Source organism: Bacteroides sp. PHL 2737 (assembly GCF_004115325.2).
Lineage (GTDB): Bacteria > Bacteroidota > Bacteroidia > Bacteroidales > Bacteroidaceae > Bacteroides > Bacteroides hominis.
This window is the reverse complement of sequence record NZ_CP040630.1, coordinates 3,359,846-3,386,532: the sequence shown is the minus strand read 5'-3', so window position 1 is coordinate 3,386,532 and position 26,687 is coordinate 3,359,846. Positions and strand designations below refer to the sequence as shown.

Genomic DNA, 26,687 nt, shown 5'->3' with positions numbered 1-26,687 from the left:
ATTACCGCTTAGGATTCATACATTGCACAAGTACTGCATCTTTATAACCTTCGTGTGTCAACAGCCAATCTTTCAATACCCCACATTGGGTAAACCCACAAGAAGTAAACAATCGTAAACTGGCCTCATTATCTATAGCTATATGGGCATACAATTGTTTCACAAATAAAAAATTAAAAGCATATTCACAAAGCAGCTTCAATGCATCGGCAGCATACCCCTCCTGTCTATAATTCCTATGAACGGCAATTCCGACTGCTCCCCTTGAATGCAAGGGCACAAAATCAGTTATATCAACTGTTCCCAAAGCACGATTGTCATTCCGGCGCATAATCATCAACCTCAGCTGTTTATCAGCAAACATGTCGCTCTGTGAACCTTCAATGTATTGTTTCAGCACAAAACGAGAATACGGAACTGTAAAACTACTGATATCCCACATGGAAGGATCATTTTCCATTTCGTACATGATATCCAAATCCTCCGGTTCCACTGCACGGAGGTATATTCGCTCATTGGTTAAGAAAGATTGTTTCATCATTTATTCTTTGTTGATATGTAGCTCGGCACGTAATCTTTTCTCTCCCGGAAGACAGAAAAAGGAAGCCGTCAGGCCTATAAGTGCACATAGCGCACCTGTACTGCTAAGTGTAAAGTAGTAACCTGCCAGATTAAACACCACTACAAATTCCAGTAAAGCCAGCCGAACAGCACTCCAAAGCATATAGCGGCTCAATGCCACCGGAAACGTCAGTTGATCTATTTTCTTTGTCAAAACAAAACTGAATAATTTAAGAGAAAGTGGTATACAGACAGCCGTTATCAAAATACCGGTTGTTTCAAAAACATAAACGGCCCTTACATTGTCTGCTTTTATTCCAACAGGCAACACACCAGCTTCTCCAAGCAATACCAACAGTAACGGAATGATCCAAAAAGAAATATACTGTATCTTCTGGCTTTTCACAACGCGTTTTATTTGTTCTTCCATTTATTATATATAATGATTATCAATTACAGTAATTCCATTTTAAACGGTTCCGGTAAACGTTGTGCGGTTCACGATACTTCTACCTAATGTTATCTCATCAGTGTATTCCAACTCGTCACCAATAGATACCCCGCGGGCAAGCACACTCAGTTTGACACCCATTTTCTCAAGTTTACGGTAAATATAAAAATTTGTAGTATCCCCTTCCATGGTTGTGCTGAGAGCAAGAATGACTTCATTTATTCCGCCTTCGGCTACCCGACGCACCAGGCTTTCTATCTGCAAATCGCCCGGCCCCACCCCATCCATAGGTGAAATTACACCACCCAAAACATGGTATAGCCCACGATATTGCTGAGTAGCCTCTACAGCCATCACATCCCGTATATTCTCTACGACACAAACCATAGAAGCATCTCGCTGCGGATTTGCGCAGATCTGACAAGTCTCTGTATCAGATATATTATGACACACCTTGCAATATTTCACCTCATGCTTTAAAGTTATAATAGAACTTCCGAAAGCTTCTACCACAGATGTATCCTGACGCAATAAATGAAGCACCAGTCTCATAGCTGTTTTCCGTCCGATACCCGGCAATTTAGAAAATTCTCCGACGGCTTTTTCAAGCAACGTCGATGGATATTGTTGATTCATATACAAACAAGTATATCTATTTAATTTTCAATAAAGTATATATCAATACGCATAGAAGCGACAGATTTAATATAAAAGCACTTCAACTCTCTCATAAAGATATTGTATACTTAATGAAGCACAAAGATACGCATATTTTATAAATGGCAAATCTGCCACTGATAAAATAGGAAACTTATTCAATCGGCATGTTCATTTCTTCTATTACAATTTCCGAGACAACCTATCATTACGGAACTATAAAAACAGCTCAGAATAACGATCACAGACACATACCGCAATCAGGTTCGACACCGCCGAACGATCATTTTCAAGTATCAGATGATGAAAATTAATCTCAAATATTCCTAAATGTTCAGATCATATTTCTTACGACATGAACAAGTGCAGTTCCCGATGGCTACCCCTTATACGTTGAACAACCAACGGCACATTTTTGTTATTATAGCTAAATAACTAAAATTATGAACTTACAAAAGACTACTTTCTATCTATTCACCCTCATTAGTTTAGTGCTTACATCCTGTAGCAGCGATGATGAAAACAAAAATGATACGCAGGTATTAGTCACTGTGATCAGTGCTGATGACAAACCCCTGTCTAACGAAATCGTCCAAATGTTCGATGAAAAAACTTATGAAGAGTTCAAAAAGGATAATCGAACGACTCCTACAGCATATGCATTAACCAACTCTAAAGGAGTGGCCACTTTCATTTTTACTTATGATGAGTGGTTCGAGTCAAGTAAAGACAGATTCTTTACTTTCGCCGTTCAATATGGCAGTGGTACGGAGAACTATGAAATATGGTCTTCGGGACGTACCATACGTTCGGGCTCAGTTACACAAATAGAGTTGAAGTTAAAACCTTTGTAAACGGAAAGCGGTTTTATAAGCGGTTCCAGGTTATAATCTCACGGAATTACTTTTAAAACCGCTTTTTAGATTTTATCTTCAGCAAATTCCTTTTTTCACAAATATCAAACAGATCAGAATGAAAGCCGCATATTTTTAACCAGTATTTAAAAACTCCTATGCCCATCCGCCAATTCATAGCTATTCTGAAATGAACTGAGTTTTGGCTCGTTTGTGCCGGGCATTCCTTCGTCATTTTGAGAACGAAAATAAAAAATTATCTTTGCTCCCTAAAATACAAAAACAATGCAGAATATCATTATTACATTTATCGTCTTTTTTACACTCAGATTGTTGTCCTTGTCCTATTCCATTCGTAACGAAAAACGTCTCCTGAAAAACGGAGCTGTACAATATGGTAAAGTTAATTCGTTATTACTGACATTAGCGCATGTCGTTTACTATTTATCCGCCCTTTATGAAGCGTATATTTCGGGAACTACCTTCAACTGTTTCTCCGTGTGTGGTGTTCTTGTAATGGGCTTTGCCTATGCTATGTTATTCTATGTCATCTATAAACTACACGATGTATGGACAGTGAAACTTTATATTGTTCCCGGTCAACGCATTGAAAAGAGCTTTCTTTTCAGGACGGTGCGACATCCCAATTACTATCTGAATATCATACCTGAGCTAATTGGAGTTGGTTTACTCTGTAATGCCTGGTACACGCTATTTATCGGGCTACCTATTTATGTATGCTTGCTGGCTGTACGTATCCGACAAGAAGAGAAGGTGATGAAAAAACTACTGGAAAACTAAATCCATTTCACCACAGACTACACGGATGAGCACAGATTCTTTAATCTTATTCTCAACGAAATTAATTATCAATCCGTTTAATCTGTGGTGAAATCAGAACCATGACAAATCTGAACTGAATCAGCTCCCACTTCTCACCGCTCCCAAAGTGCCTCAAACAGAAACTTTTTATCCGTAACCAGTATTTGAATCGTTCTTTATCCATTATTATTTCTAAATTTGCCGGACTTATTTATAAAGCACCCCAGTCATAATGAAAACGATATCAAGAATCGCTACCGTTCTCGCGCTATTGGCCAGCATTATTCCTGTCTATGCCGTCATGGGCATCGTATTAGATCCCAATGGCGATGGAAATCTGTTAATAACACTCGGCACCCTGACACCTATATTGGGTGGACTTTTGATGGGTATCGTGAAACTCGTGAAGAAATCACCAAAGTCTGCCACTATTTATTCTATAATAAGCCTCTCAGTTTCGGCAGTTGTTTATGCCGTCATATTGACATAAATATGGTTATTCATCATTTGCTTATCAATCGTTAATATCTAAATAAACGCAGCATAGGCGGGTGTTTCAACTGTTACAAGAGGATGTGTTTACCTGCAACAGAGCGGTGCGGATGATTACCAAACTTTTATTATTTATTCGTCTATAAATATTGCTGATCCATATATAAAATTCCATTATAGACCCGTAGAGATAAATATCAAATTTTAATTAGCAATCATCGTTTGCAAAATAAGTGTTACCTTTGTACCCGTTATGATGATACTTGTCACTATTGTATGTTACTTTGCCATTCTCTTGCTGATAGCCCGTATCACCGGACGGAAAGGAGGTTCGAATGCAGCGTTTTTCAAAGGAGAAAACCAGTCTCCGTGGTACATCGTTGCTTTCGGAATGATTGGCGCATCCATTTCGGGAGTGACTTTCGTATCTGTACCCGGCATGGTAAAGGCGATGGATATGACGTATATGCAAACTGTATTCGGATTCTTTTTCGGTTACCTGGCAGTTGCCCATATACTCCTCCCACTCTATTATAAACTCAACCTGACCAGCATATACACTTATCTGGATACCCGTATCGGAAAGCGCGCCTACCGTACAGGAGCTTCTTTTTTCCTTCTTTCGCGTATGCTGGGCACAGCTGCAAAACTATACCTCGTCTGTCTGATTCTATATACCTATGTGTTTCGCGACATGGGCATACCATTCTGGAGTATTGCTGCCGGATCGGTAGCCTTAGTCTGGATATACACTCACAAGAGCGGTATTAAAACTATCGTCTGGACAGACACCTTACAGACCTTCTGTCTGATTGCCGCACTGATCTGTATCCTTGTTTTTGTCACAGCAAAACTAAATCTTGACTTCAGCGGAGTCATACAGACAATCAGTAACAATGAACACAGCCGCATTTTTGTATTTGACGACTGGATGTCACGCCAGAATTTCTTCAAGCAGTTTCTGAGCGGGATTTTCATTGTTATCGTTATGACCGGACTCGATCAAGACATGATGCAAAAAAACCTTTCTTGCCGTAGCCTGCGTGACGCACAGAAAAATATGTATTGTTATGGCTTCGCATTCGCCCCGCTCAACCTGCTGTTCCTCGGCCTTGGCATTTTATTACTGGTCCTTGCTCAAGAGATGCAGCTGGAACTTCCGGCAACCGGTGACGATATCCTGCCTATGTTTGCTACTCAAGGGTATCTGGGAGAAGGAGTGCTGATTCTATTCACAATCGGTATCATTGCCGCCGCCTTTAGTAATTCGGATTCGGCTTTGACCGCCATGACAACGAGTTTTTGCATCGATCTGCTCGACACAGGGAAAGACACAGAAGGAATAGCCCGTAAAAAACGAAACCGGGTACACATCGGGCTCTCCATCCTGCTTGTTTTCTTTATCTGCCTTGTCGATGCATTGAACAATCAAAGTGTTATTGATGCCATTTACATCATAGCTTCCTATACGTATGGCCCTCTTTTAGGAATGTTTGCTTTCGGTTTGTTTACCCGACGGCAAACAAACGATCGGTACATACCGTTTATTGCGATAGTTTCACCGCTGATATGTTACGCAGCCGATAGGCTTGCCCGTCAGGAAACCGGCTATCAGTTTGGTTATGAATTACTGATGCTGAACGGTATGCTTACTTTTGCAGGAATGTGGATCGCATCAAGAAAAGCAACTAAAAAATGAATTTAAAAACTAACAAGAAATATGGAAATAACCAATGCTGAGTTTGTAATTAGTAACACGGACGTGAAAAAATGTCCTGCAGGCACCTTTCCCGAATACGCCTTTATCGGCCGATCCAATGTGGGCAAATCCAGCCTCATCAATATGCTGACCGCCCGAAAGGGACTGGCCATGACTTCCGCCACTCCCGGTAAGACAATGCTTATCAACCATTTTCTGATCAATAACAGTTGGTATCTGGTTGACCTCCCCGGATACGGATATGCCAGACGAGGCCAGAAAGGACAGGAGCAAATACGCACTATCATCGAAGACTATATCCTCGAGCGGGAACAGATGACCAATCTTTTCGTATTGATAGACAGTCGGTTGGAGCCCCAGAAAATAGATATAGAGTTCATGGAATGGTTGGGTGAGAACGGAATCCCCTTTTCCATTATCTTCACCAAAGCAGACAAGCTAAAAGGAGGACGACTCAAAATGAATATCAACGCATATCTGAAGGAGTTACGGAAACAGTGGGAAGAACTCCCCCCCTACTTCATCACTTCATCGGAAGAATGCCTTGGTAGAACAGAAGTATTAAATTACATCGAATCAATTAACAAAGAACTTTATTCAAAGTAAAAACAGAGATATCAAAATGAAAAGAGAACTATTATCATTGGCAGTTCTTGCCACACTGCTGCTTGTACCGGCCACAGGTCGTGCACAATCCATTAAAGATCTATTCAACAAAGACAATATTTCCAAAGTGGTCAATGCGGTCACCGGACATACCGAAACAGTGGATATGACCGGAACCTGGCGTTATACCGGCTCCGCCATTGAATTCGAATCGGAAAATCTGCTGAAAAAAGCCGGAGGAACGGTTGCCGCTTCCGCTGCCGAACAAAAACTGGATGAACAATTAGCCAAACTCGGCATAAAAGAAGGGCAACTGAGCTTTACGTTCAACACAGACAGTACTTTTGTCAGCACTTTAGGCAAACGCAAGCTGAACGGTACCTACTCTTATAACCCCACAACCGGTATGCTCCAGTTGAAGTACATGAAATTGATCCCCATGAACGCAAAGGTCAACTATACGACCCAGCAAATGGATCTTCTGTTTGAAGCAGATAAGTTACTGAAATTAATCACTTTCTTATCCAGTAAAAGCAGCAGTGCCACTCTCAAGGCCATCAGTTCATTGGCAGACAGCTATGACGGCATGATGCTTGGATATGAACTGAAACGATGAGAGCTCTTGAATGATGAACGGTAAACAACGATCAACGATGAATAATAAAGTAATTAGCGAGTAAAATAGGTTATCATAATTCTCTCTGTTAATCACATTATTCATCGTTGATCGCTTATTGCTTATCATTCAAAAACCTTCATCGTTTGCTTTCCGTCAAAATACACCCATCCATCATCCTCACAATACGGTTGGCCTCCCGCGCATTCTCTTCCGAGTGGGTCACCATTACAATAGTTGCCCCATCCTTATTCAACTCTTTCAACAAGGCCATCACCTCATTACCATTGGTAGAATCAAGATTACCTGTCGGCTCGTCCGCTAATATAATCCGCGGATTCGTCACAATGGCCCGGGCTATAGCTACACGCTGCTGCTGACCTCCGGATAGTTGTTGAGGATAATGTTCCGCACGATGGGCAATCTGCATTCTTTCCAACGCCTTGTTCACACGTTTCACACGTTCACGAACCGGTACTCCGGCATACAGCAATGGCAATTCCACATTTTCAAACACAGTCAGCTCGTCTATCAGATTAAAACTCTGGAAGACAAAACCAATATTCCCGTTCCGCATATCCGTCCGATCGTTTTCCGAGTAGCAGGAAACCTCTTTGTCAATGAACCACAGCTGCCCCGAAGTAGGATTGTCCAGCAAGCCCAACATATTCAGCAAAGTTGATTTTCCACATCCCGAAGGCCCCATGATTGCTACAAATTCTCCTTCTGATATTTCGATGCTAATTTCGTTCAATGCGGTAGTCTGCACACTTTCTGTACGGAATATCTTTGTCAATCCAATTGCTTTTATCATAATCTTTCAGTTTTTTTATTATTCATATCTCAATGACTTTACCGGATTTTGTGAAGCCGTCCGCCAAGTCTGGCCAATCACCGTAAGCAAGGTGATACCAGCTATAATCAGTCCCACCAACGGAAACAGCCACCAGCTGATCGCTGTTTGATAGGCAAAATCGCTCAACCAATAGTACATCAGGAGATAACCCGACGGACAAGCAATCACAAAGGCAATGCCCACCCATTTCAGGTATTCCAGACAGAACATCTTTACAATCCGATCCGAATGGGCACCATTCACTTTACGGATACCGATCTCTTTAGTACGCTGCCGGGTAGAGAGTGAAACCAGCCCGAACACTCCCATCATGGCTATAACAATAGCAAGTACGGTAAACGAAAACAGCATCCGGCCTTGTTGTCGCTCTTTCTCGTAATTCCGATTCAAAGCATCTGAAAAAAACTGATACTTAAACTCCTTGACAAACAGGGGAGCCATCTCCTCAAACTTCTTTTGAATAAACGCCAAAGTTTCCTGCTTATGCTCCGGAGAGATCTTAATGTGTATATTCACCAGACATTCCGGACTGTACATCAGGTATGCCGGTTTAATTTTTTCACGCAACGATTGAAAATTAAAATCCTGCACAACGCCCACAATACGTTTCTTAAAACTCCCCACACCAAAACCTCCGCTAATCTCCATACCCACGGGATCAGACACATTCATTGCCTTCCAGGCTGTTTCATTAATAATTATCGGAAAATCATACACTCCACTAAAATAAGCTCCGCCATCTGCCTTTAAAATCTCTCCTTTCAGAAGTTTCAGTCCGAAGGTATTCACAAAATTGCCATCAGCCCAGATACACATCATCCGCAGTGAATCGACCTTTCCTTCCGCATCCGTCCACTGCAATACATCACCCTGCCCCTTGCTATCTTCCATATAATCGGCAATTTCAGCCCCCATCGAAACACTGAGGATATTCGGATTCTTTAGAATTTCTTGTCGGAATCCATCAACGTTATACCATAAACTCGTATAGACAGAAACTATATTCTCTCTATTCAGACCTAAATCTTTATTCTGTAAATAATTCAATTGTTTGAATACAATGCCGGTATACAACAGCAGCGTGATGGCAATAACAAACTGTACGCAAAGCAGACCGCGTATCAGGCCTCCCTTTTTTCCCGACTTTTGTCCTCCTTTGAAAGCCATCAGCGGATTTATGGCCGAGAGATAAAATGCCGGATAACTGCCGGAAAGACATCCCACACCGACAATTCCCACAACAATATAGACCAATACACTCCAGCTGAATTGCAGGGTAATATCTTTACCCATCATCTGATTGAAGAGTGGTAAAAGCAGTTCTGTCAGGGCTAATGCCAACACCAGTGAAATGAACGCCTGCACCAGACTTTCGGAAAGAAACTGCACAATCAGTGTTTTACGCTTGGCACCGGTCACTTTCCTCACTCCTATCTCTTTATAACGTAACGCTGCCCGGGCTGTAGAAAGGGTAGTGAAATTAAATGCCCCCATAAAAACAATCAATACGGCCAAAGCTATAAACAGGAAAATGGAAGTCATATTGCCGTGATTCCGGACAGATACATCCACAAAGTCGGTCTTTAAATGTATATCATTCAAGGGCTGAAACCGTAGTAAACGTTCTGCATGGACACGGTTACTCAACAAACGACTCATTTGGTTCCTGTCTGCATCGGACATCGACGAACCGGAACGCATTTTCACGTAGACATTCGCTTCTCTGCGATCCCAGTCTGTGCCGCTCCGGTAGATGCATACATTCTCGTTCATCTTATCAAATAATGCCTGTCCGACGACAGCATCAAATTGCAGATGACTCTTACGGGGCACTTTTACCACCCCGACTACCGTAAGGCTGTACTCAGTATCCATACCTTCGGTATATATCAGCTGTTGTCCGATTGCCGAAGCTGTACCAAAGAACTTTCGGGCCATTTTCTCGGAAAGTACTATATGGTTGAAGCCCGATTTGAGTTTGGAAGGATCACCTTCTGCCACTTTGAAGGGAAACATATCAAAAAATGTCGTATCGACACATATCATATCGGCAGAAAGATTCCGGTCCTTCAAGCACAAAGACCTTAACTCCCTGGCTTTAACGTATGTTGCCTGTTCCACCTGAGGGAACTCTTTACGAAAAGCTTCGGCCAAGGGTATGGCTGTAAAAGGGCTTTCCACTATTTCCCCACTCTCAGTACAATTGGCTTCAATCACCCGGAATATCCTCCCTGCATCCGGATTATAATCTTCAAATGTCAATTCATCCACTACCCACAAATAAATCAGGAATGCAGCTGCCATGCCCAATACAAATCCCAACATATTAATGGTAGAAAACAGGAAGCTCCGTTTTATCAACCGAAGAGCTACTTTTAAATAATGGCTTATCATATTTACCTATTTAATAATTAACCAGATATTATCAGCCTCACTCAACTTCTCCACTTGCCCATTTTCCCGCATCTGGGCCGGATACAACTCTAACAAAGAACTTTTAGAGAAAAACCGGGCCGGATTGCCTTCTATACTCCGGTTGGGCCAGAAAGGTAAACTTTCCGGCAAATCGGCAATGATAAGCGGCTGCTCCGGATTCACTTTATCAGACACCACAGGCAAGGAGAAAAACTCTCCGCTCCGCTTGTCATACACCAGAGAATAAAGTTTCACACTCCTGTTTTTACGGGCATTTATGCTATCATATCCTTTATCGATACTTAAGAAAAGGAAGCGATCCGTATCAACGCACGAAGTGAGGAAATAAGAGTTACCCACATCAGCCCCACCGACCACCCGGGCCCCTGTCAGGTGGGGCAATGAACCGAAATCGAGTTTATAGGCAACTTCCAGAGTCGAAGCATTTTTTATTCTGTATATCTTACCGCCATACGCATGGTAGAACATGGTGTTGCCTTGATAATAGTAAACGATATCCCCTTCAGCCTCAAAAAGCCGGGCCTTGTACCGCTCGTTATCCCCCAATACGAAATGGCAAAGCGTATCACCTTTCAATCCCATCGTATAAAGTTCATCCGAACAACTGACACGCATTCCATAACCGTCGGGCATGGAAAAAAGATAATTTCTGTCTATCGGGAGCTTACTGCGGATAGACTTTAACTCTACCGGCTGAGGAGATGCCAGCAACTCTGCCCAGGGAGTAACCACTAAATGCGCTTTGCCCGTCTTCATATTCTGGCATGTAAATCGCAATTGTTCCTTGGCAGAATCATAATAAAAATCTCTCAGGAAATATCCTCCTTCAACTTTCACTGAACCACCTCCGCTGTGAATAACCTTTAAATCCGAACGAACCAGCATTTTCTTTTTCTCAAAATCCCGGTCCAGCAACCAAAGTCCGTCTTCGGCAAACACCAGAAAGTCATCATCAATCCTAATCAGTGAGCTCCCATCACATCGGGGTTCCATCTTTTTATAATTCACCTCCTTCCCCAAATCACTGAGCCGGAAAGGGCGGACATTCTTCAATGCCGATTCAACATTCAGCACAATCGCACCTTCAGTCATGATCCGGGGCTGATATTTGATACCCGGAGGAGCCTGATAATCTTCCGCAAACTCCGATGGTGCGCTTTCTTCAACCGGAGAATCCTTTTGAGTTCTGCCTTTGACAAATTCTTTTTTCAGTTCTTCCTTACTGACTCCCGGATTCTTACTGCCACAAGCTGACAAGCAGATAATGCCTGCCAGAAACAAACTTTCAATATAACAACATCTTCTCTTCATACCGTTCTTCTTATTTCCTGTTCATACTCCGATGCCCCAATGCCATGCGTTATTTTAATAAGATAATGACAAGAAGCATACCAAATAAGCACTCCCTTATTTATCAGCCGATTGACGCAAACAGCAAACCGGTATTTTGCACGATACCGTGCACTTTTTGTACGATATCGTACACCGCTTATTCAAACATATTCCCTATCTTTGTCGCTATACAAGACATCCGACTATGACACTAAAGCGAGGAAGAATACTGATTGCGGACGACAATGAAGACATCCTCTTCACGTTGAAGATGTTGTTGCGTCCCATTGCGGAAACAATAACCGTCACCACCGACCCGCGGGAATTGTTGCCGATTCTCTCACGTACCCATCACGACGTAATACTGCTGGATATGAACTTCCGCAGCGATGCCGTAAGCGGACGTGAAGGTTTCCGATGGCTGGAAGAGATTCTGAAACTCGATCCCAAGGCCGTAGTAATATTTATCACCGCATACGCCGATACGGAAAAGGCCGTACAGGCCATCAAACAGGGAGCCACCGATTTTATAGCTAAGCCCTGGCAGAATGACAAGATGATAGCTACGGTATCTGCCGCACTGCAACTCAGTTTCAGCCGCACGGAGGTGGAATCTCTCAAAGAACAGAAAGAGGCTTTGGCAGCACCCTCGCCCGAACCCACCCGCATTATCGGTGAATCGGCCGCCATGCAAACCATCTTCCAGACCATCCGTAAATTGGCCGATACGGATGCCAACCTTTTATTGTTGGGCGAGAACGGTACTGGGAAGGATTTGATAGCCCGATATGTATACGAACAGTCGCCCCGCAAAAACGGGATATACGTACCGATCGATTTGGGTAGTATCCCCGAAACACTGTTCGAGAGCGAACTTTTCGGATATGAAAAAGGAGCATTCACGGATGCACGGAAAAACAAACCCGGCAGGCTGGAAGTGGCTTCGGGAGGTACGTTGTTCCTCAACGAAATCGGCAATCTCAGCCTTCCGCTACAAGCCAAACTGCTTTCGGTCATCGAGCAACGGAAGAGTTCCCGACTGGGAGCCACTGCCTCTTACCCGGTAGACGTGCGGCTGATATGTGCCACCAACACCGACCTCTATACGGCTATCGACAACGGACAGTTCCGGCAAGACCTCCTCTACCGCATCAATACCATCGAAATACGCATCCCTCCATTGCGTGAACGGGGAAACGACTTGTTCCTGCTGGCCGACCATTTCTTGCAACATTACCGGAAGAAGTATAAAAAGGAAGTCCGTACCATCTCGAAAGAAGCCCGCAAGCGCATGCAGCTCTATCACTGGCCTGGCAATGTACGCGAACTGGAACACACCATCGAGCGGGCCGTCATTCTCTCAGGAAGCTCCACCCTGACACCCGACGATTTTATGCTCCGTCCCGCCCTGCAGGAACAGCCCTCCGAAAAAGAGAGATACAACCTTGAACGGCAGGAACGGGAAACTATCGATGAAGTACTCCGCCTTTGTGCCGGCAACATCACAGTGGCTGCGGAAATGCTGGGTATCACCCGTACATCGCTGTACAGGCGCATTGAAAAGTACGGATTATAAGAGCACCAAACAGAAACAACATGAAACAAAAATGGGTGAAACATCCCCTCTTATTAACGGCAGCGTTGCTGCTCTGCTGTTTTATCACCATCTGGCTCGGCATGCACGGGTTTTATATCAGTCTGCTTGTCGCAGGCTGTGTCACCCTTTTCGTGGCTTACACCATTTACCGGTATATCCTCCGTTCCGCACGTGCCATGGCACAACTCATCTGGGCCATTCGTTATTCCGATTTCCTCTCCTTGCCCGCACAGCGAGAAGAGCACCTCCATTCGCTCCCTGCAGAACTTTGGGATGAACTGAACGAAGCCTTGGACTTCTATAAACAGAATCTTCAGAAAAAAGAGAGCCAACTCCAGTATTTTCAGGCTCTGGCCAATCATATCGACCTGTCGGTCCTTGTCTACACCCCTTCCGGAAAGATAGAATGGCTGAACGAAGCCGCCAAAAGATTACTGGGAAAATCCACACTGAAAAGTGTCGAAGATCTGGCCGACTTCCAACCCGAACTTCCTTCGCGGCTCTATTCGCTCAAAGCCGGAGACCTGTCTGTATTGCAGGTGCAAAAGGAAGAAGAAAGAATACAACTCGCACTCTCAGGCATGGAGTTCGTCATACAGGGACGTCCCCTGATCGTAGCAAGCATGAAGAACATACACTCTGTATTGGACAATCAGGAGACGGAAGCCTGGCAAAAGCTGATCCGGGTACTGACGCACGAAATTATGAATTCCATCACTCCGGTCACCTCTTTATCGGAATTGCTGGAACAGCAGATAGGCAACTTCGACGGTGATGCCGAAGAACGGAAAGAAATACTCCAGATGTTACAGACCATCCGCCGGCGGGGCGACGGACTGATCCGGTTCGTGAACAGCTACAGGGAAGTATCCCATCTCCCACAACCGCTCCTGAAAATATATACAGACCGGGAATTACTGGCAGGGATAGCACAACTGATGCATACAGACCGGGATGACTTGCACCTGGTATTGCCGGACAAGCCCCTGCGTCTTATTATAGACAAGGATCTGATAGAACAAGTACTTATCAACCTGATCAGGAATGCCCGCGAAAACGATGCGACCGACATTCGGCTGTCGACCGGATTAAGCTCCGGCGAACGTCCGTATATAAGGATTGAAGACAATGGGACGGGAATCGAGCAGGAAGTGCTCGAACGTATTTTCGTACCGTTCTTCACTACCAAAACTACCGGTTCGGGTATCGGACTGACCATCTCACGACAAATCATGCACCTGCATCACGGCACCATCACCGCTTCGTCCGAAACAGGTAAAGGCAGTAACTTCACCCTCCTGTTTCCACCCCTTTTTTAAGGAGGGTGTAGCCATCCGGGGCATTGGGTGTAGCCATCCGCACCTTAGGGCTACACCCTATACACCGGATGGCTACACCCTCTCCATCAGACGGTTTTTAATACAATTTCACCGTCATACGACACCATTTATCAAAAAAAGCCTTAACTTTGTCGCCCACGAAACCATAAAAAAGAAATAGAAAATGAAGAAAATACTATTTTTTATCACTATGATGGTACTGAGCGTCGGTCTTGTCCAGGCTCAAGGTAAAGCAGAAATAAAGTTTGATAAGACAACACACGACTTCGGGACATTCTCTGAAAACAACCCGATTGTCAGTTGCACATTCAAGTTTACGAATATCGGCGATGGTCCGCTGGTCATCCATCAGGCAGTGGCATCATGCGGATGCACCGTACCCGAATATACCCAGGAACCCATCATGCCGGGAAAAACAGGTACAATTAAAGTGACTTACAACGGAACGGATAAATATCCGGGACACTTCAAAAAGTCGATTACCCTGCGTACAAACGCCAAAACAGAGATGATACGTCTTTTTGTGGAAGGCGACATGACGGCCAAAGACGCAAAGTAAGCAAAAATAAATAACAACAAAGAGGAGAATCTTTCGGGATTCTCCTTTTTTTTTGCTTACTTTGAGGCTGTTTTGAAAAACCAACCGTTTGGAAATCCGATAAACTATACATAAACTACAAAAAACAATTATGAAACAAGAAGAAGACAAATTTACGGGCTTGCCCGAAAACGCGTTCCGGGAACTAAAGCCGGGAGAAGTGTACAACCCGCTGATGAGTCCGACGAAAACGTATCCGGAGGTCACTCTCTGGTCGGTAGCATGGGGAATCGCCATGGCCATCCTCTTCTCTGCTGCCGCAGCCTATCTGGGGCTCAAAGTGGGACAAGTATTCGAAGCAGCCATCCCCATCGCAATCATAGCAGTCGGTGTGTCCGGTGCAGCCAAGCGTAAAAACGCACTCGGCGAAAACGTAATCATCCAGTCCATCGGTGCCTGCTCGGGTGTCATCGTAGCAGGAGCCATCTTCACACTGCCTGCCCTCTACATCCTGCAAGCCAAATATCCGGAAATGTCAGTCACCTTCATGCAAGTATTTATCAGTTCACTGCTGGGCGGTGTGCTGGGTATCTTGTTCCTGATTCCTTTCCGCAAATACTTCGTAAGCGATATGCACGGTAAATATCCTTTCCCGGAGGCAACAGCCACTACACAGGTGCTGGTGTCGGGCGAAAAGGGCGGCAGCCAGGCAAAACCATTGCTGATGGCCGGGTTAATCGGAGGTCTGTACGACTTTATCGTGGCAACTTTCGGCTGGTGGAACGAGAACTTCACCACCCGCGTCTGTGGTGCGGGTGAAATGTTGGCAGAGAAAGCCAAACTGGTATTTAAAGTAAACACCGGTGCAGCCGTACTGGGTCTGGGCTATATCGTAGGATTGAAGTACGCTTCCATTATCTGCATCGGTTCATTGGCCGTATGGTGGATCATCGTACCGGGTATGTCCCTTTTCTTCGGCGACTCTGTACTGAACCAGTGGAATCCGGAAATCACCGCCACTGTAGGTTCCATGAGTCCGGAGCAGATCTTCTCCCATTATGCCAAAAGCATCGGTATCGGCGGTATCGCCATGGCGGGAGTGATCGGTATCATCAAATCATGGGGCATCATCCGCAGCGCAGTGGGACTGGCAGCTAAAGAGATGGGAGGAAAAGGAGACGTGGAGAAAAACGTCATCCGTACGCAACGCGACCTCTCCATGAAGATCATTGCCATCGGTTCCATCATCACGCTGATCCTGGTAGTGCTGTTCTTTTATTTCGACGTAATGCAGGGTAACCTGGTACATACACTGGTAGCCATTTTACTGGTAGCCGGAATTTCATTCCTGTTCACCACCGTAGCGGCCAACGCCATCGCCATTGTAGGTACCAATCCGGTATCGGGCATGACGCTGATGACGCTGATTCTGGCATCGGTTGTAATGGTAGCCGTCGGGCTGAAAGGTCCTTCGGGCATGGTTGCCGCATTAGTGATGGGCGGTGTAGTCTGCACAGCCCTCTCTATGGCAGGCGGTTTCATCACCGACCTGAAGATCGGCTACTGGCTGGGCAGTACGCCCGCCAAGCAGGAAGCGTGGAAGTTCCTCGGAACAATCGTATCCGCTGCCACCGTAGGCGGTGTAATGATTATCCTGAACAAGACATACGGATTCACAAGCGGACAACTTGCCGCACCGCAGGCCAACGCGATGGCTGCTGTAATCGAACCTTTGATGAGTGGTGTAGGCGCCCCCTGGCTGCTGTACGGCATCGGTGCGGTGCTGGCCATCATCCTGACGTTCTTTAAGGTTCCTGCACTGGCGTTTGCGTTGGGTATGTTCATCCCGCTCGAACTGAATGTACCGCTCGTAGTGGGCGGAGCTATCAACTGGTATGTCACCACCCGCAGCAAAGACAGTGCGCTCAACACCGAACGGGGCGAAAAAGGGACGCTGCTGGCATCCGGATTCATTGCCGGAGGTGCCCTGATGGGTGTAGTCAGCGCTGCCATGCGCTTCGGCGGAATCAATCTGGTGAACGATGCATGGCTCAACAATACCCTCTCACAGTTGGCTGCCCTGGTAGCTTACGTACTGCTAATCCTGTATTTCATTAAAGCATCCATGAAGGTAAAATGAAGTATATAGCTGAATTTCATGCATCCGGGAGGAGCGTATGTCAATCCGGCTCCGCGACGGAGTGAAATTCTCCAGATGACATATAAAGAAACTCACGAAACAACATTTATAAAGATGAAAACAATTCGTACACTTTTGTTATGTACCAGCCTATTGGCCGGAACAGTTGCAGCACAGGAGAACAGTCTGGTGCTGAGTAACGGACTCGGGTTCGTTGATACCCCCTATAAGGCAGGTACCCTTGAAGTAGACGATGCAGAAGACCTCATTATCAATTGTGACGAGGTGGACTGCACCACTTTCGTAGAATATGCACTGGCAATGGCACTCTGCCCGCAACAGGGAGACGACATGCAGGAAAGTGACTTTGCCCGTAACCTGCAACGTATCCGCTATCGCGACGGAAAAATTGACGGTTATACCTCTCGTCTGCATTATATATCCGACTGGATCAATAATGGTGTCCGCCAAGGCTTTCTTGAAGACGTAACGGCTGCCCACAGCCCTTTCACGCAGAAACTGTCGATCTCTTACATGAGCACACATCCGCAACTCTACAAATCGCTGAAGAACTCTCCGGAAAATGTAGCGCAGATGGCAAAGTATGAAAAGGCACTGAGCCGTAAAGAGGTTCATTACCTGCCGAAAGACAAACTGGAGCCGGACGGATTGCCCTGGATCAAGAATGGGGACATTATTGCCCTGACCACCAATACTCCGGGGTTGGACGTAAGCCACATGGGCATTGCCATTTACATCAAGGGACAGCTGCACCTGCTGCATGCTTCGTCCAAAGAAGGCAAGGTAATAGTAGACAAGAGTGCACTGAGCCAGATGTTGAAAGACAGAAAATCACTGACAGGTATCAGAGTGCTGAGAATGAAGAAATAAACCGGAAACAAACCATACCGGACTTATCTGATCCCCGAAACCATTTTGATGCGTTTCGGGGATTTTTCTTTTCAGTAAGAAAGAGAATAGCCTTATTTCCTGACAGCCCCTTCTGCTTTTCAACGGCAACGGGAAGCACAGAAGACGGAAAACAGGACTTTTCTTCCCGAAAAGCCGGGGTTTTGCGTCCGGAGAGCCGGGGTCTGCCCCGAAAAAAGCCGGGATTTCTATGAAAAGAAGTAAGCATTCGGCCCGAAAGACGGTTGCATTCCGCTGAAATGCTTACTTCTTTTCAAATTATCTCTATATGTTTTCCCACTTTACATCTGTTGTTATGGTTTTATCGTTAAAAAGAGAAGGATTATTCTCTGGTTGCATACCGTAAACGAACAAGTCCCGACTGTCAAAAAGAAAGCCGTAAGCATCCATTGATACAACTCTTCACGCATTTAGCTTCGCCACACTTACATCATGCCAACTCTTAAAGTCTTTCCGCATCAAACATAAAATCGCCAACCTGTAAGGAGGGCGATTTTATCAGGCAACCGTATCATTGGATGCAAACAGAGCAAACCAGAGAGGTCTGATTATCATTTTGACAAAAGGAAAGTAAGCAGTTCGCTCCCCAGCCTCTCTTTTACCTCGTCCATATCAACACTGTGTCCGAGTTCTTTCTGAAGGGAAGTCACGCCTTTATCAATAAAACCGCAAGGATGAATGTAACTGAAATAGCGTAAATCGGTATTCACATTCAGCGCCAGTCCATGCATCGTCACGTAATGACTGCTCCGAACCCCTATCGCACATATCTTACGGGCACGGGGCGTATCACCTTCCAGCCAGACTCCTGTCGCCTTCTCTAAACGGCCGGCCTCGACGCCGTAAGATGCACAGACACGGATAACGGCTTCCTCCAGTAAGTGTACATATTCCTTCAGCCCCAATCCGAACTCCTCAAGATTAAGAATCGGGTAACACACCAATTGCCCGGGACCATGATAGGTGATATCGCCGCCACGGTCGATGTGATAGAGGGTGGCACCGATAGCCTTCAGTTGCTCCTCTCCCAGCAGCATATTATTTTCCTTTCCGCTACGCCCCAGGGTATAAACGTGCGGATGTTCACAAAAAATGATGCGATTCTCGTACTTTTCTCCGCCCTGCTTGGCATGGACGAGGGCATCGAACCATTCCGTCTGTCGGCTCCATGCTTCAGAATACGGAATAAGTTCCCAATCGGTTGTAATTGTTTTCATACGGACAAAGATAAAGAAATAAAAGAAAATGTGTATATTTGCGTGATTCAAAAAAAGAAAGTAATATGAAGTTTGACTTTCCACAAGTAGATCTCCCATGCGAACTTCTGGCATGGAATGATGTAACTGAAGATATCTTGAATATCTACAAACAATCGTGCAGGCTGAAAGCCGGCATCTTTGCTATTTGTACGGAAGGTAAGATGACCGCAACCATTAACCTGATCGATTACGAAATAAAACCGAACGATCTGATCACACTGCTGCCGGGCACTATCATCCAGTTCCGCGAACGGACAGAGAAAGTACGTTTATGCTTCGCCGGATTCTCGTCGGAATGTGTAGAACGAATCAACCTGATAAAATCGATGGTCAGCTCTTTCTCTAAGATAACCGAGTGCCCGATTGTGGAATTACAGGAGGATATAGCCAGTTATCTAAAAGATTACTTCTCCCTGTTGGCACGAGTGACATGTGATGAAAGGTTCTCTCTTCCCTCCGAGATGACGGAAGTATCTTTGAAATCTATTCTGACCGCCGTCGGACTGATTTATCAGAAATATTCCCGGAAAGATCACAATACGAACCGTAAAGAAGAAATCTGTCGCGAATTGGTAGGATTGGTCACAGAGCATTATGCGGAGGAACGCCGTGCCCAGTTCTATGCAGACAAGTTGGGAATATCACTGCAACACCTCAGTACCACAGTCAAACAAGTGACAGGACGCAACGTACTGGATGTGATAGCCTATGTGGTCATTATCGACGCGAAAGCCAAATTGAAATCGACTCACATGACCATTCAGGAGATTGCCTATTCGTTGAACTTCCCCAGTGCTTCTTTTTTCGGAAAGTACTTCAGGAGATATGTAGGCATGAGTCCGCTGGAATTCAGAAACAGCTGACACCTTTCGTGGCAAAAAGATTTTCACCACAGAGGCCACAGAGTATTCATGTTGATCATCCATGACTTGAAGTTTACTCTGTGTCCTCTGTGGTGAGTTAGTTTTGAAAGGACTTGTTATTTTCTGGCCAGACTCAATGAATTCAGTACTACACTAACACTTGAGAATGCCATTGCCGCACTGGCAAGCATCGGGTTCAGCAACAGTCCGTTGATAGGGAACAGGATGCCGGCTGCAATAGGGATACCTATGAGATTATAGATAAATGCCCAGAACAGATTCTGGTGAATCAGTTTCACAGTCTGTCTTGACAACTCGAAGGCGCGGGGGAGCAACAGCAGGTCGGATGTCATCAACGTAACCATTGCTACATCCATGGCTATATCCGTCCCTTTCCCCATGGCTATGCTGACATCGGCCAGTGCCAACGCCTGTGAGTCGTTAATTCCGTCACCTACCATAGCTACGGTTTTTCCCTGCATCTGGAGTTCACGCACAAACTCTTCTTTATCATCCGGCAAGGCATCTGCCACAAAGCGGTCGATGCCCAACTTACCCGATACGGCAAGTGCCGTGCGTTGTCCGTCGCCGGTCAGCATACAAATGTCGATCCCCTGACGTTTCAACTCTTTCACAGCCTCGGCCGAAGTCGGCTTTATCTGATCGGCAATGGCAATTACGGCAAGCACCTCACTGCCACGGCCAAAGTATACAATGCTGTTTCCATCCGATTCGTATTGCACCATCATTTCGGCAAGCACATCAGAGAGCGAAGCGCTGAAATCTTTCAGTAACTTGTGGCTGCCCACCCAATAAGTCTCCCCTTGATAAACCACCTTGATTCCTTTTCCGGTGATACTCTCAAAGCTGTCCAGTTGGGCAGGAACTATTTTCTCCACTTCCTGCAGAGAAGAGACAATGGCTCCGGCAAGCGGATGTTCGGATTTAAGTTCGGCCGCCAACAGGACATTCTTGAAATGTTCTTCCTGCACCTGTGCCCAAAGCCATCCGGAAACCGTGGGATGTCCCTCGGTCAACGTCCCGGTTTTATCGAGCACCACTACATCTACTTTACGCATCTGCTCAAGGGCAACCGCATCCTTAATCAGGATATGATTACTGGCTGCTTTGCCTATGCCCACCATCAGAGCGGTAGGTGTGGCAAGTCCCAGAGCACACGGACAGGCAATGACCAGTACGGATACTGCCGAAAGCAGGGCATGTGAGAAATAATCGGTACCTCCCACCAAAAGCCAGATAACAAACGTCAGCACGGCAATACAAAGCACGACAGGCACAAAGATTCCGGTCACCCGGTCTACGATGCGCTGTACGGGCGCTTTACTCCCCTGAGCCTCCTGCACCATGCGGATGATGCGTGCCAGCACCGTCTCGCTTCCTACACTCGAGGCTTTAATCACAAAAGAGCCTTTCTGGTTGATAGTTCCCGCCAATACACGGTCGCCCGTTTTCTTTTCTACGGGAATCGGTTCGCCGCTGATCATACTTTCGTCTACATAAGATTCTCCTTCGGACAACCGCCCGTCTACGGGAATCTGCTCACCGGGACGTACCACCACCAAGTCGCCTGCCTGCAACTGGTCTATCAGGATATCTTCTTCAACTCCTCCCCGAAGCACACGGGCCACACGGGGTTGAAGTCCCATCAACTTCCGAATGGCAGTAGAGGTATTCCCCTTGGCACGCTCTTCCATCAGTTTACCGGTCAGCACAAAAGCGATGATGACTACTGCCGCCTCATAGTAAACGTGAGGTTCAAGTCCGCGGTTATACCAGAACTCGGGAAAAAATGTGTTGAAGACGCTGAACAGGAAGGCGATGGAGGTACTGAGTGCCACCAAGGTATCCATATTACTCCTCCCCAAACGTGCCTGCCGCCAGGCATTGACATAGAAAGAACCTCCGAAGAAAATCATCACGGGAAGGGCGAGTATCAACTGAATCTCGTTAGAGAAAGGCACATGCATCAAGACCATAGAAAACAGCAACATGGGGACAACGAAGATCCATGCACCGATGACCTGCCGCTTCAGCAGTCGGTAATGTTTCTCCTGGGCCTCCTCCTGACGCTCCTCTTTCAGGGCCTCTTCCACTATCAGGTCATAACCTGCGGCAAGTACGGCCGCACGGATTTCTCCGGGAGTCAGCTTGTCGGCTTCGTACGAAACGGACAGTGTGTTTGTGGCGAAGTTGACCGATGCGTCTACCACACCGGCCAATTTCTTCACTGTTTTTTCCACATTATTAGCGCACCCCGCACAGTGCATGTTCAGTACAGGAAACGCTTTCTTTATAATATTACCCATAATCTATTATTATATATACTATCTAATAAACAATGAGGTAAAGAACAATGTTCACTTCTTGTCCGTTTCCTTTGCTTCCTTTATGACTACAGCTTCGTATTTAAATTTCCGAAAGCCTTCTTTCAGTTTTTCAACATTCGTCTTTTCCGCATCGTAAGTGATGGTGACGGTTTGAGTTTTCAAATCAGTCTTAAAGTTTTTAAGTCCTTTTTCGAACTTGATATTGTTCTTCACCTTTCGTTCGCAGTTGGCGCACTCCATCTGTACCACTTTGAAAACAACGGTACGAAAGTCTTTTGCCGCAACGGCAGTCACCGAAAGTAAAGCCACCACCAGTGTGGCAATCATTTTTTTAGTCTTCATGAATGTAAGTATTAGTAATCAATAATTTTAGTCGTTCGTTTTACTCTCTTTCAATCTCGTGCCAGGTTAAACCTCACTCCGATATATCCCTTTGCTCCATGTACCGGTCCCCATATCATAGTCGAGTCAAAATGATCTCCCCAAGGATTGGCTGCATCGATAATCGGATTCTTTTGTTTGAAATTTGTCAGGTTCTCACCTCCAATGTATACCGACCAGCGTCGGAAATAGCGCGTCACCTGTGCACTAAGCTGACTAAAGCCTTTATAACGGGCATCCCACGAAGGAGTGCCGTCAGCAAGTGTATACGGATCGGGCATACGTCCTCCTCCATTCATCTGCCAGGTGGCATCAAACTGCCACAAGCCCAGCGGAGTCTGATAAGAAGCGGTTACAAGTCCTTTGTATTTCCCGGTCAGCGGCTTCTCCATCAACCGGTGATTGTAAGTCGTCTTGGCGTCTGTCCAACGATAGGCAGCTGTCAGCGAAAAACCCTGAAAGAACGGATAGGTAGCCTCCACCTGAAACACTTGTGAATACGACCGTCCGTCGAGATTGTAGAATGCCACCTCATGGGGATTCGTATCCATATCGACAACGACCTGTTTCAGGAAGTCGGTGTAATAGTATTCCAGATTCAGGTTCAGCGTTTTCCCGAAAAGCGGAATGTAACCCGATATACTTGCGCCATAGTTCCACGCTTCTTCCTGGTCGAGGTGACCGGCAATACTTACCTTCCGGCTACTTGCCATCAGATAATTGTTTTCGGCAAGCACGTGATTCGTACGATACCCTTTTCCGGCAGAAAGACGGAAATGAACAAAGTCATTGGGGTTGTATTTAATGTGGGCACGTGGAGTCACGAAAAAGCCGTACTCACTGCTATGGTCGCCACGAAGTCCGGCCATCACCACCAGTTTATTCTCCAGATTAAAAGTGTACTGCGCATAAGCTCCTCCTACCGATTCGCGTGCAAAAGCCTTCGTCAGCGGAGTGTCAGCATTGTTGGTCAAACGGTAATGCTGGTCATATCCGTCATAATTATAACTGAATCCCGCCGAAAGACTGTGTTGCTTTGTAAATTCGGTTTCAAACATCAGCGAAGCATAAGCGTTGGACTGGTCAACATCATAAATCTTACGTCCATAAAGCGCATCCTGGTTGTGCAGCGTACCGGACAGAATCAGCGCAAGATTCGTATTCTTCTCCTTATTAAATATATAGGCATTCTTGGCAAAAGCCTCGTAACGGCGGGTTTCAATATCGATAGCATAGCGATCGGCTGCCGGCACGCCGCTATGACTCACCTGACCGCCTTTTCTGCTTTCGTCCAGCGCTTTGATGCCTGCCTGAAACACATAGTGGTCACCCATATAGGCCCAACGGTTCCAAAAATTATACTGCTCTATCCGGGGAATATCGGCAAAGCCGTCATCGTTGCCGTCATGTGCTTTCGTTTCATTTTCGTAATGTGCCAGCAACGAAGTACTCCATCGTTTGGAAAGTTTCACCGTGGCATCCGCATTCGCCTCATAACGATTGGTGGTACTGGCAAAAAGATTGGCCGAAACCCAATCCGCCTCAGGCAGTTGCGGCTTCTTAAATTCAACATTGATCTGTCCGGTAAGGGCTTCATAACCATTCTTCACGGACGAAATCCCCTTGGATACTTGTATGCTGTGCATCCAGGGACCGGGAACATAACCCAACCCGTAAGGAGAAGCAGCACCGCGATAGTTCGGAATATTCTCGGTCAGCATCTGTACATAAGTTCCCGATAGTCCGAGCAACTTGATCTGCTTCGCTCCGGTAGCGGCATCCGAATAGCTGACGTCCACTGAAGGATTGGTGACAAAACTCTCGCCAAGATTGCAACATGCTGCACGACAGAGCTCGTCACTGGTAATGATCTCTTCGTTCATCACGCTGTTGCGCAGCTTCAGTGTGCTCAACTTACGACTGACAATATTCACTTCACTCAGTTCCATCCCCTCGCGAAGTACTACGTCCAGAACGGCGTTCTTGTCTTTCACTTGTATGGTATCGTTTTCATAACCTACAAAACTTACAATGAGATGACTGCCCCTGTCGGGTTTGGATATGGAAAAAGTACCGTCCTCACGAGTGGCTACCCCACCGGGAATATTCTTCCAGAAAACGTTGGCACCGATAATCGGTTCGCCGGCCTGATCTTTCACCGTACCGCTCACTTGCGCTTGTACAGTCAGACTGCCGAGAAGCAGTCCGGTCAATAATATATATTTCATTAAATAACTTCGTTTGTCTTTTTTATTTGGTTTATATTCAATAAGAAATAAGTAGGATTCACCACAGATTACACAGAAGAACACAAGTTGTCCCGCTTCAATAATTAACGGTATTACCCCTTAAATAGTGAAAGCCTGTGCAATCTGTGATGCAATCCAAACAGTAAAATATTGAAGAAACTAAATAAGCAAAGTAGAATAAAGAGCTAAATAATGCCGGGAACTGGTTTTAGGTGGCGGTACTACATAAGGAGTTTCCAACACCCCGTCACGGAAAAGCGCACACAGCAGATCCGATACCTGGTTACAAAGGAATACGCTGACAGGAGCAGGGACAGAAGATTCGAACGCCTGCTTCACCAGGTCAAGTTTATAGATAGTCGCCGTACATCCCTCACCCCGGCACGATTTATGGAATTCAAAATCGAACTTATCACAGAAGCCGCATTTGTCGGCACAACAGCAATTTGCCGTCTCACAACCACTGCAACAATATTGAACGACAGAGACTCCCGCCCCTACATATACTATAAGGAGGGAAAGAATAACAGCAAGTATATAGCGGAATCTCTTCATAACGGTTGCAAAGATAAGCAGATTTAACCAGCTCTCCTCATTCTTTTTTCTTTTTTTATGCTGCCGATTCACTAATATGAACTATATTTGTCGATAGTGAACGATTATATAAATGTTGAATTTAAAGAAGAACCCCTTATGAAAAAACAATATGTCAGTCTGCTTGCGATAATACTTGCTACAAGTGGCTTTTTATTTTCTTGTGGTGACAAGATGAACAAGAATACCGGTGCGCTGGAATTCGACAGCATACAAGTGAACGAAACGGCACATCTCTTCGGAGATACGGCAAAGCCGGCATGTAACCTGACCATCAATTTCACGTATCCGGTGAAGTCATCGGACAACAAATTGAAGGATAGCCTGAACAGCTACTTTATAGCTGCCTGCTTCGGAGAAGGATATATCGGTGAAAAACCGGCAAAGGTGGTAAAGGAATATACTGAACATTACGTAAAGGAATATCGCACAGACCTTGAACCCATGTATGCCGAAGACGAAAAGAACAAAGAAAGCGAAGGGTCCATCGGCGCATGGTATTCGTATTATAAAGGAATAGAGAGCCACGTGCAACTCTATTATAAGAACCTGTTGGTTTATCGCATCAACTACAATGAATATACCGGAGGCGCGCATGGCATTTACATGACAACCTTCCTCAATATGGATCTGATAAACCTGCGTCCACTGAAGCTGGATGACATTTTCACAGGTGATTATAAGGAAGCACTGACCGACCTGTTATGGAACCAGCTGATGGCAGACAAAAAAGTAACGACCCATGAAGCACTTGAAGATATGGGCTACGGTTCTACCGGAGATATCGCCCCGACAGAAAACTTCTACCTCGACAAAGACGGCATTACCTTCTATTATAATGTATACGACATCACTCCGTATGCCATGGGACCGGTAGAAATTAAGATTCCATACGAGATGATGGAGCACATGCTGGGCAGCAACCCGATCATCGGAGAGATGAAAGCTCAATAGATTAACCCTTTTTATTAAAATACAGATATATTACAACCTTATGGATACAACAGAACAAACTTCCTCCCTCCCCTCTACCGGAGGGGAAACC

The 26,687-nt window shown here is 45.5% G+C and carries 24 protein-coding genes; 13 read left to right on the top strand and 11 right to left on the bottom strand.

Going from position 1 to position 26,687, the window contains the following annotated elements:
* Window position 1 precedes the first annotated feature (1 nt).
* From DBK98_RS13840 to recR, 3 genes are read right to left on the bottom strand one after another with little or no spacing between them, the layout of a single operon-like run.
* Window positions 2–538, bottom strand: coding sequence for a GNAT family N-acetyltransferase (locus DBK98_RS13840; protein WP_005805429.1), 537 nt, complete (start codon window positions 536–538; stop codon window positions 2–4).
* 3 nt (window positions 539–541) lie between these two features.
* Window positions 542–991: a hypothetical protein gene (locus tag DBK98_RS13835; RefSeq protein WP_005805427.1), complete on the bottom strand. Its 450-nt coding sequence runs from the start codon at window positions 989–991 to the stop codon at window positions 542–544.
* A gap of 39 nt (window positions 992–1,030) precedes the next feature.
* Window positions 1,031–1,648 carry a recombination mediator RecR gene (gene recR, locus DBK98_RS13830; protein WP_005787270.1) on the bottom strand — a complete coding sequence of 206 codons (618 nt, stop codon included), beginning with the start codon at window positions 1,646–1,648 and terminating at the stop codon, window positions 1,031–1,033.
* 464 nt (window positions 1,649–2,112) lie between these two features.
* Here recR and DBK98_RS13825 point away from each other — a divergent pair, with 464 nt between their 5' ends.
* The 6 genes from DBK98_RS13825 (at window position 2,113) to DBK98_RS13800 (ending at window position 6,779) form a co-directional block, all read left to right on the top strand.
* Complete coding sequence (locus DBK98_RS13825) at window positions 2,113–2,523, top strand: hypothetical protein (RefSeq protein WP_005777052.1); 411 nt, start codon at window positions 2,113–2,115, stop codon at window positions 2,521–2,523.
* Window positions 2,524–2,808: 285 nt separating this feature from the next.
* Window positions 2,809–3,324, top strand: coding sequence for an isoprenylcysteine carboxyl methyltransferase family protein (locus DBK98_RS13820; protein WP_032536139.1), 516 nt, complete (start codon window positions 2,809–2,811; stop codon window positions 3,322–3,324).
* 253 nt (window positions 3,325–3,577) lie between these two features.
* Window positions 3,578–3,835 (top strand): hypothetical protein, encoded by a 258-nt coding sequence (locus tag DBK98_RS13815; protein WP_005820045.1) that lies wholly within the window; start codon window positions 3,578–3,580, stop codon window positions 3,833–3,835.
* Window positions 3,836–4,090: 255 nt separating this feature from the next.
* Window positions 4,091–5,536, top strand: a complete 1,446-nt coding sequence (locus DBK98_RS13810) for a sodium:solute symporter (protein WP_005805420.1) — start codon at window positions 4,091–4,093, stop codon at window positions 5,534–5,536.
* Between the two features lie 21 nt (window positions 5,537–5,557).
* A complete protein-coding gene (yihA, locus tag DBK98_RS13805) occupies window positions 5,558–6,163 on the top strand; it encodes a ribosome biogenesis GTP-binding protein YihA/YsxC (protein WP_005777046.1) in 606 nt (201 codons plus the stop codon).
* A gap of 16 nt (window positions 6,164–6,179) precedes the next feature.
* Window positions 6,180–6,779 (top strand): DUF4923 family protein, encoded by a 600-nt coding sequence (locus tag DBK98_RS13800; protein WP_005777045.1) that lies wholly within the window; start codon window positions 6,180–6,182, stop codon window positions 6,777–6,779.
* A 139-nt stretch (window positions 6,780–6,918) separates the two neighbouring features.
* Here the strand turns inward: DBK98_RS13800 and DBK98_RS13795 are convergent, their stop codons facing one another.
* Genes DBK98_RS13795 through DBK98_RS13785 form a run of 3 tightly spaced genes read right to left on the bottom strand, consistent with a single transcriptional unit; the run spans window position 6,919 to window position 11,382 of the window.
* Entirely contained in the window at window positions 6,919–7,593 is a 675-nt protein-coding gene (locus DBK98_RS13795; RefSeq protein WP_032536138.1) for an ABC transporter ATP-binding protein, read from the bottom strand.
* Window positions 7,594–7,611: 18 nt separating this feature from the next.
* On the bottom strand, window positions 7,612–10,029 hold the full coding sequence (locus DBK98_RS13790; RefSeq protein ID WP_032536137.1) for an ABC transporter permease: 2,418 nt from the start codon (window positions 10,027–10,029) through the stop codon (window positions 7,612–7,614).
* A gap of 6 nt (window positions 10,030–10,035) precedes the next feature.
* Window positions 10,036–11,382, bottom strand: coding sequence for a DUF4933 domain-containing protein (locus DBK98_RS13785; protein ID WP_032536136.1), 1,347 nt, complete (start codon window positions 11,380–11,382; stop codon window positions 10,036–10,038).
* A 226-nt stretch (window positions 11,383–11,608) separates the two neighbouring features.
* On the opposite strand from DBK98_RS13785, the gene DBK98_RS13780 reads away from it, so the two are divergent.
* From DBK98_RS13780 to DBK98_RS13760, 5 genes are all read left to right on the top strand, one after another.
* On the top strand, window positions 11,609–12,979 hold the full coding sequence (locus tag DBK98_RS13780) for a sigma-54 dependent transcriptional regulator (RefSeq protein ID WP_005777038.1): 1,371 nt from the start codon (window positions 11,609–11,611) through the stop codon (window positions 12,977–12,979).
* Between the two features lie 20 nt (window positions 12,980–12,999).
* Window positions 13,000–14,319, top strand: a complete 1,320-nt coding sequence (locus DBK98_RS13775; protein WP_032536135.1) for a PAS domain-containing sensor histidine kinase — start codon at window positions 13,000–13,002, stop codon at window positions 14,317–14,319.
* A gap of 184 nt (window positions 14,320–14,503) precedes the next feature.
* Entirely contained in the window at window positions 14,504–14,899 is a 396-nt protein-coding gene (locus DBK98_RS13770; RefSeq protein WP_005777034.1) for a DUF1573 domain-containing protein, read from the top strand.
* Window positions 14,900–15,029: 130 nt separating this feature from the next.
* Window positions 15,030–17,018 (top strand): OPT family oligopeptide transporter, encoded by a 1,989-nt coding sequence (locus DBK98_RS13765; RefSeq protein ID WP_005777032.1) that lies wholly within the window; start codon window positions 15,030–15,032, stop codon window positions 17,016–17,018.
* A 114-nt stretch (window positions 17,019–17,132) separates the two neighbouring features.
* A complete protein-coding gene (locus DBK98_RS13760; protein ID WP_032536144.1) occupies window positions 17,133–17,909 on the top strand; it encodes an N-acetylmuramoyl-L-alanine amidase-like domain-containing protein in 777 nt (258 codons plus the stop codon).
* A gap of 590 nt (window positions 17,910–18,499) precedes the next feature.
* Here DBK98_RS13760 and lipB read toward each other — a convergent pair.
* The gene (gene lipB, locus DBK98_RS13755) at window positions 18,500–19,165 is read right to left on the bottom strand and encodes a lipoyl(octanoyl) transferase LipB (RefSeq protein WP_032536143.1); all 666 of its coding nucleotides are present in this window, start codon (window positions 19,163–19,165) and stop codon (window positions 18,500–18,502) included.
* Window positions 19,166–19,230: 65 nt separating this feature from the next.
* Between lipB and DBK98_RS13750 the strand changes: the two genes are divergently transcribed.
* On the top strand, window positions 19,231–20,070 hold the full coding sequence (locus DBK98_RS13750) for a helix-turn-helix domain-containing protein (RefSeq protein WP_005777027.1): 840 nt from the start codon (window positions 19,231–19,233) through the stop codon (window positions 20,068–20,070).
* A gap of 116 nt (window positions 20,071–20,186) precedes the next feature.
* On the opposite strand, the gene DBK98_RS13745 is transcribed toward DBK98_RS13750, so the two are convergent.
* The 4 genes from DBK98_RS13745 to DBK98_RS13730 form a co-directional block, all read right to left on the bottom strand.
* Entirely contained in the window at window positions 20,187–22,397 is a 2,211-nt protein-coding gene (locus DBK98_RS13745) for a cation-translocating P-type ATPase (RefSeq protein WP_005805402.1), read from the bottom strand.
* Window positions 22,398–22,448: 51 nt separating this feature from the next.
* Window positions 22,449–22,760: a heavy-metal-associated domain-containing protein gene (locus DBK98_RS13740; protein WP_032536133.1), complete on the bottom strand. Its 312-nt coding sequence runs from the start codon at window positions 22,758–22,760 to the stop codon at window positions 22,449–22,451.
* A 50-nt stretch (window positions 22,761–22,810) separates the two neighbouring features.
* On the bottom strand, window positions 22,811–25,027 hold the full coding sequence (locus DBK98_RS13735) for a TonB-dependent receptor (protein WP_032536132.1): 2,217 nt from the start codon (window positions 25,025–25,027) through the stop codon (window positions 22,811–22,813).
* Window positions 25,028–25,207: 180 nt separating this feature from the next.
* Window positions 25,208–25,603 (bottom strand): hypothetical protein, encoded by a 396-nt coding sequence (locus DBK98_RS13730; protein ID WP_080714529.1) that lies wholly within the window; start codon window positions 25,601–25,603, stop codon window positions 25,208–25,210.
* A gap of 138 nt (window positions 25,604–25,741) precedes the next feature.
* Between DBK98_RS13730 and DBK98_RS13725 the strand changes: the two genes are divergently transcribed.
* Complete coding sequence (locus tag DBK98_RS13725; RefSeq protein ID WP_005777018.1) at window positions 25,742–26,596, top strand: RsiV family protein; 855 nt, start codon at window positions 25,742–25,744, stop codon at window positions 26,594–26,596.
* The last annotated feature ends 91 nt before the right edge of the window (window positions 26,597–26,687 follow it).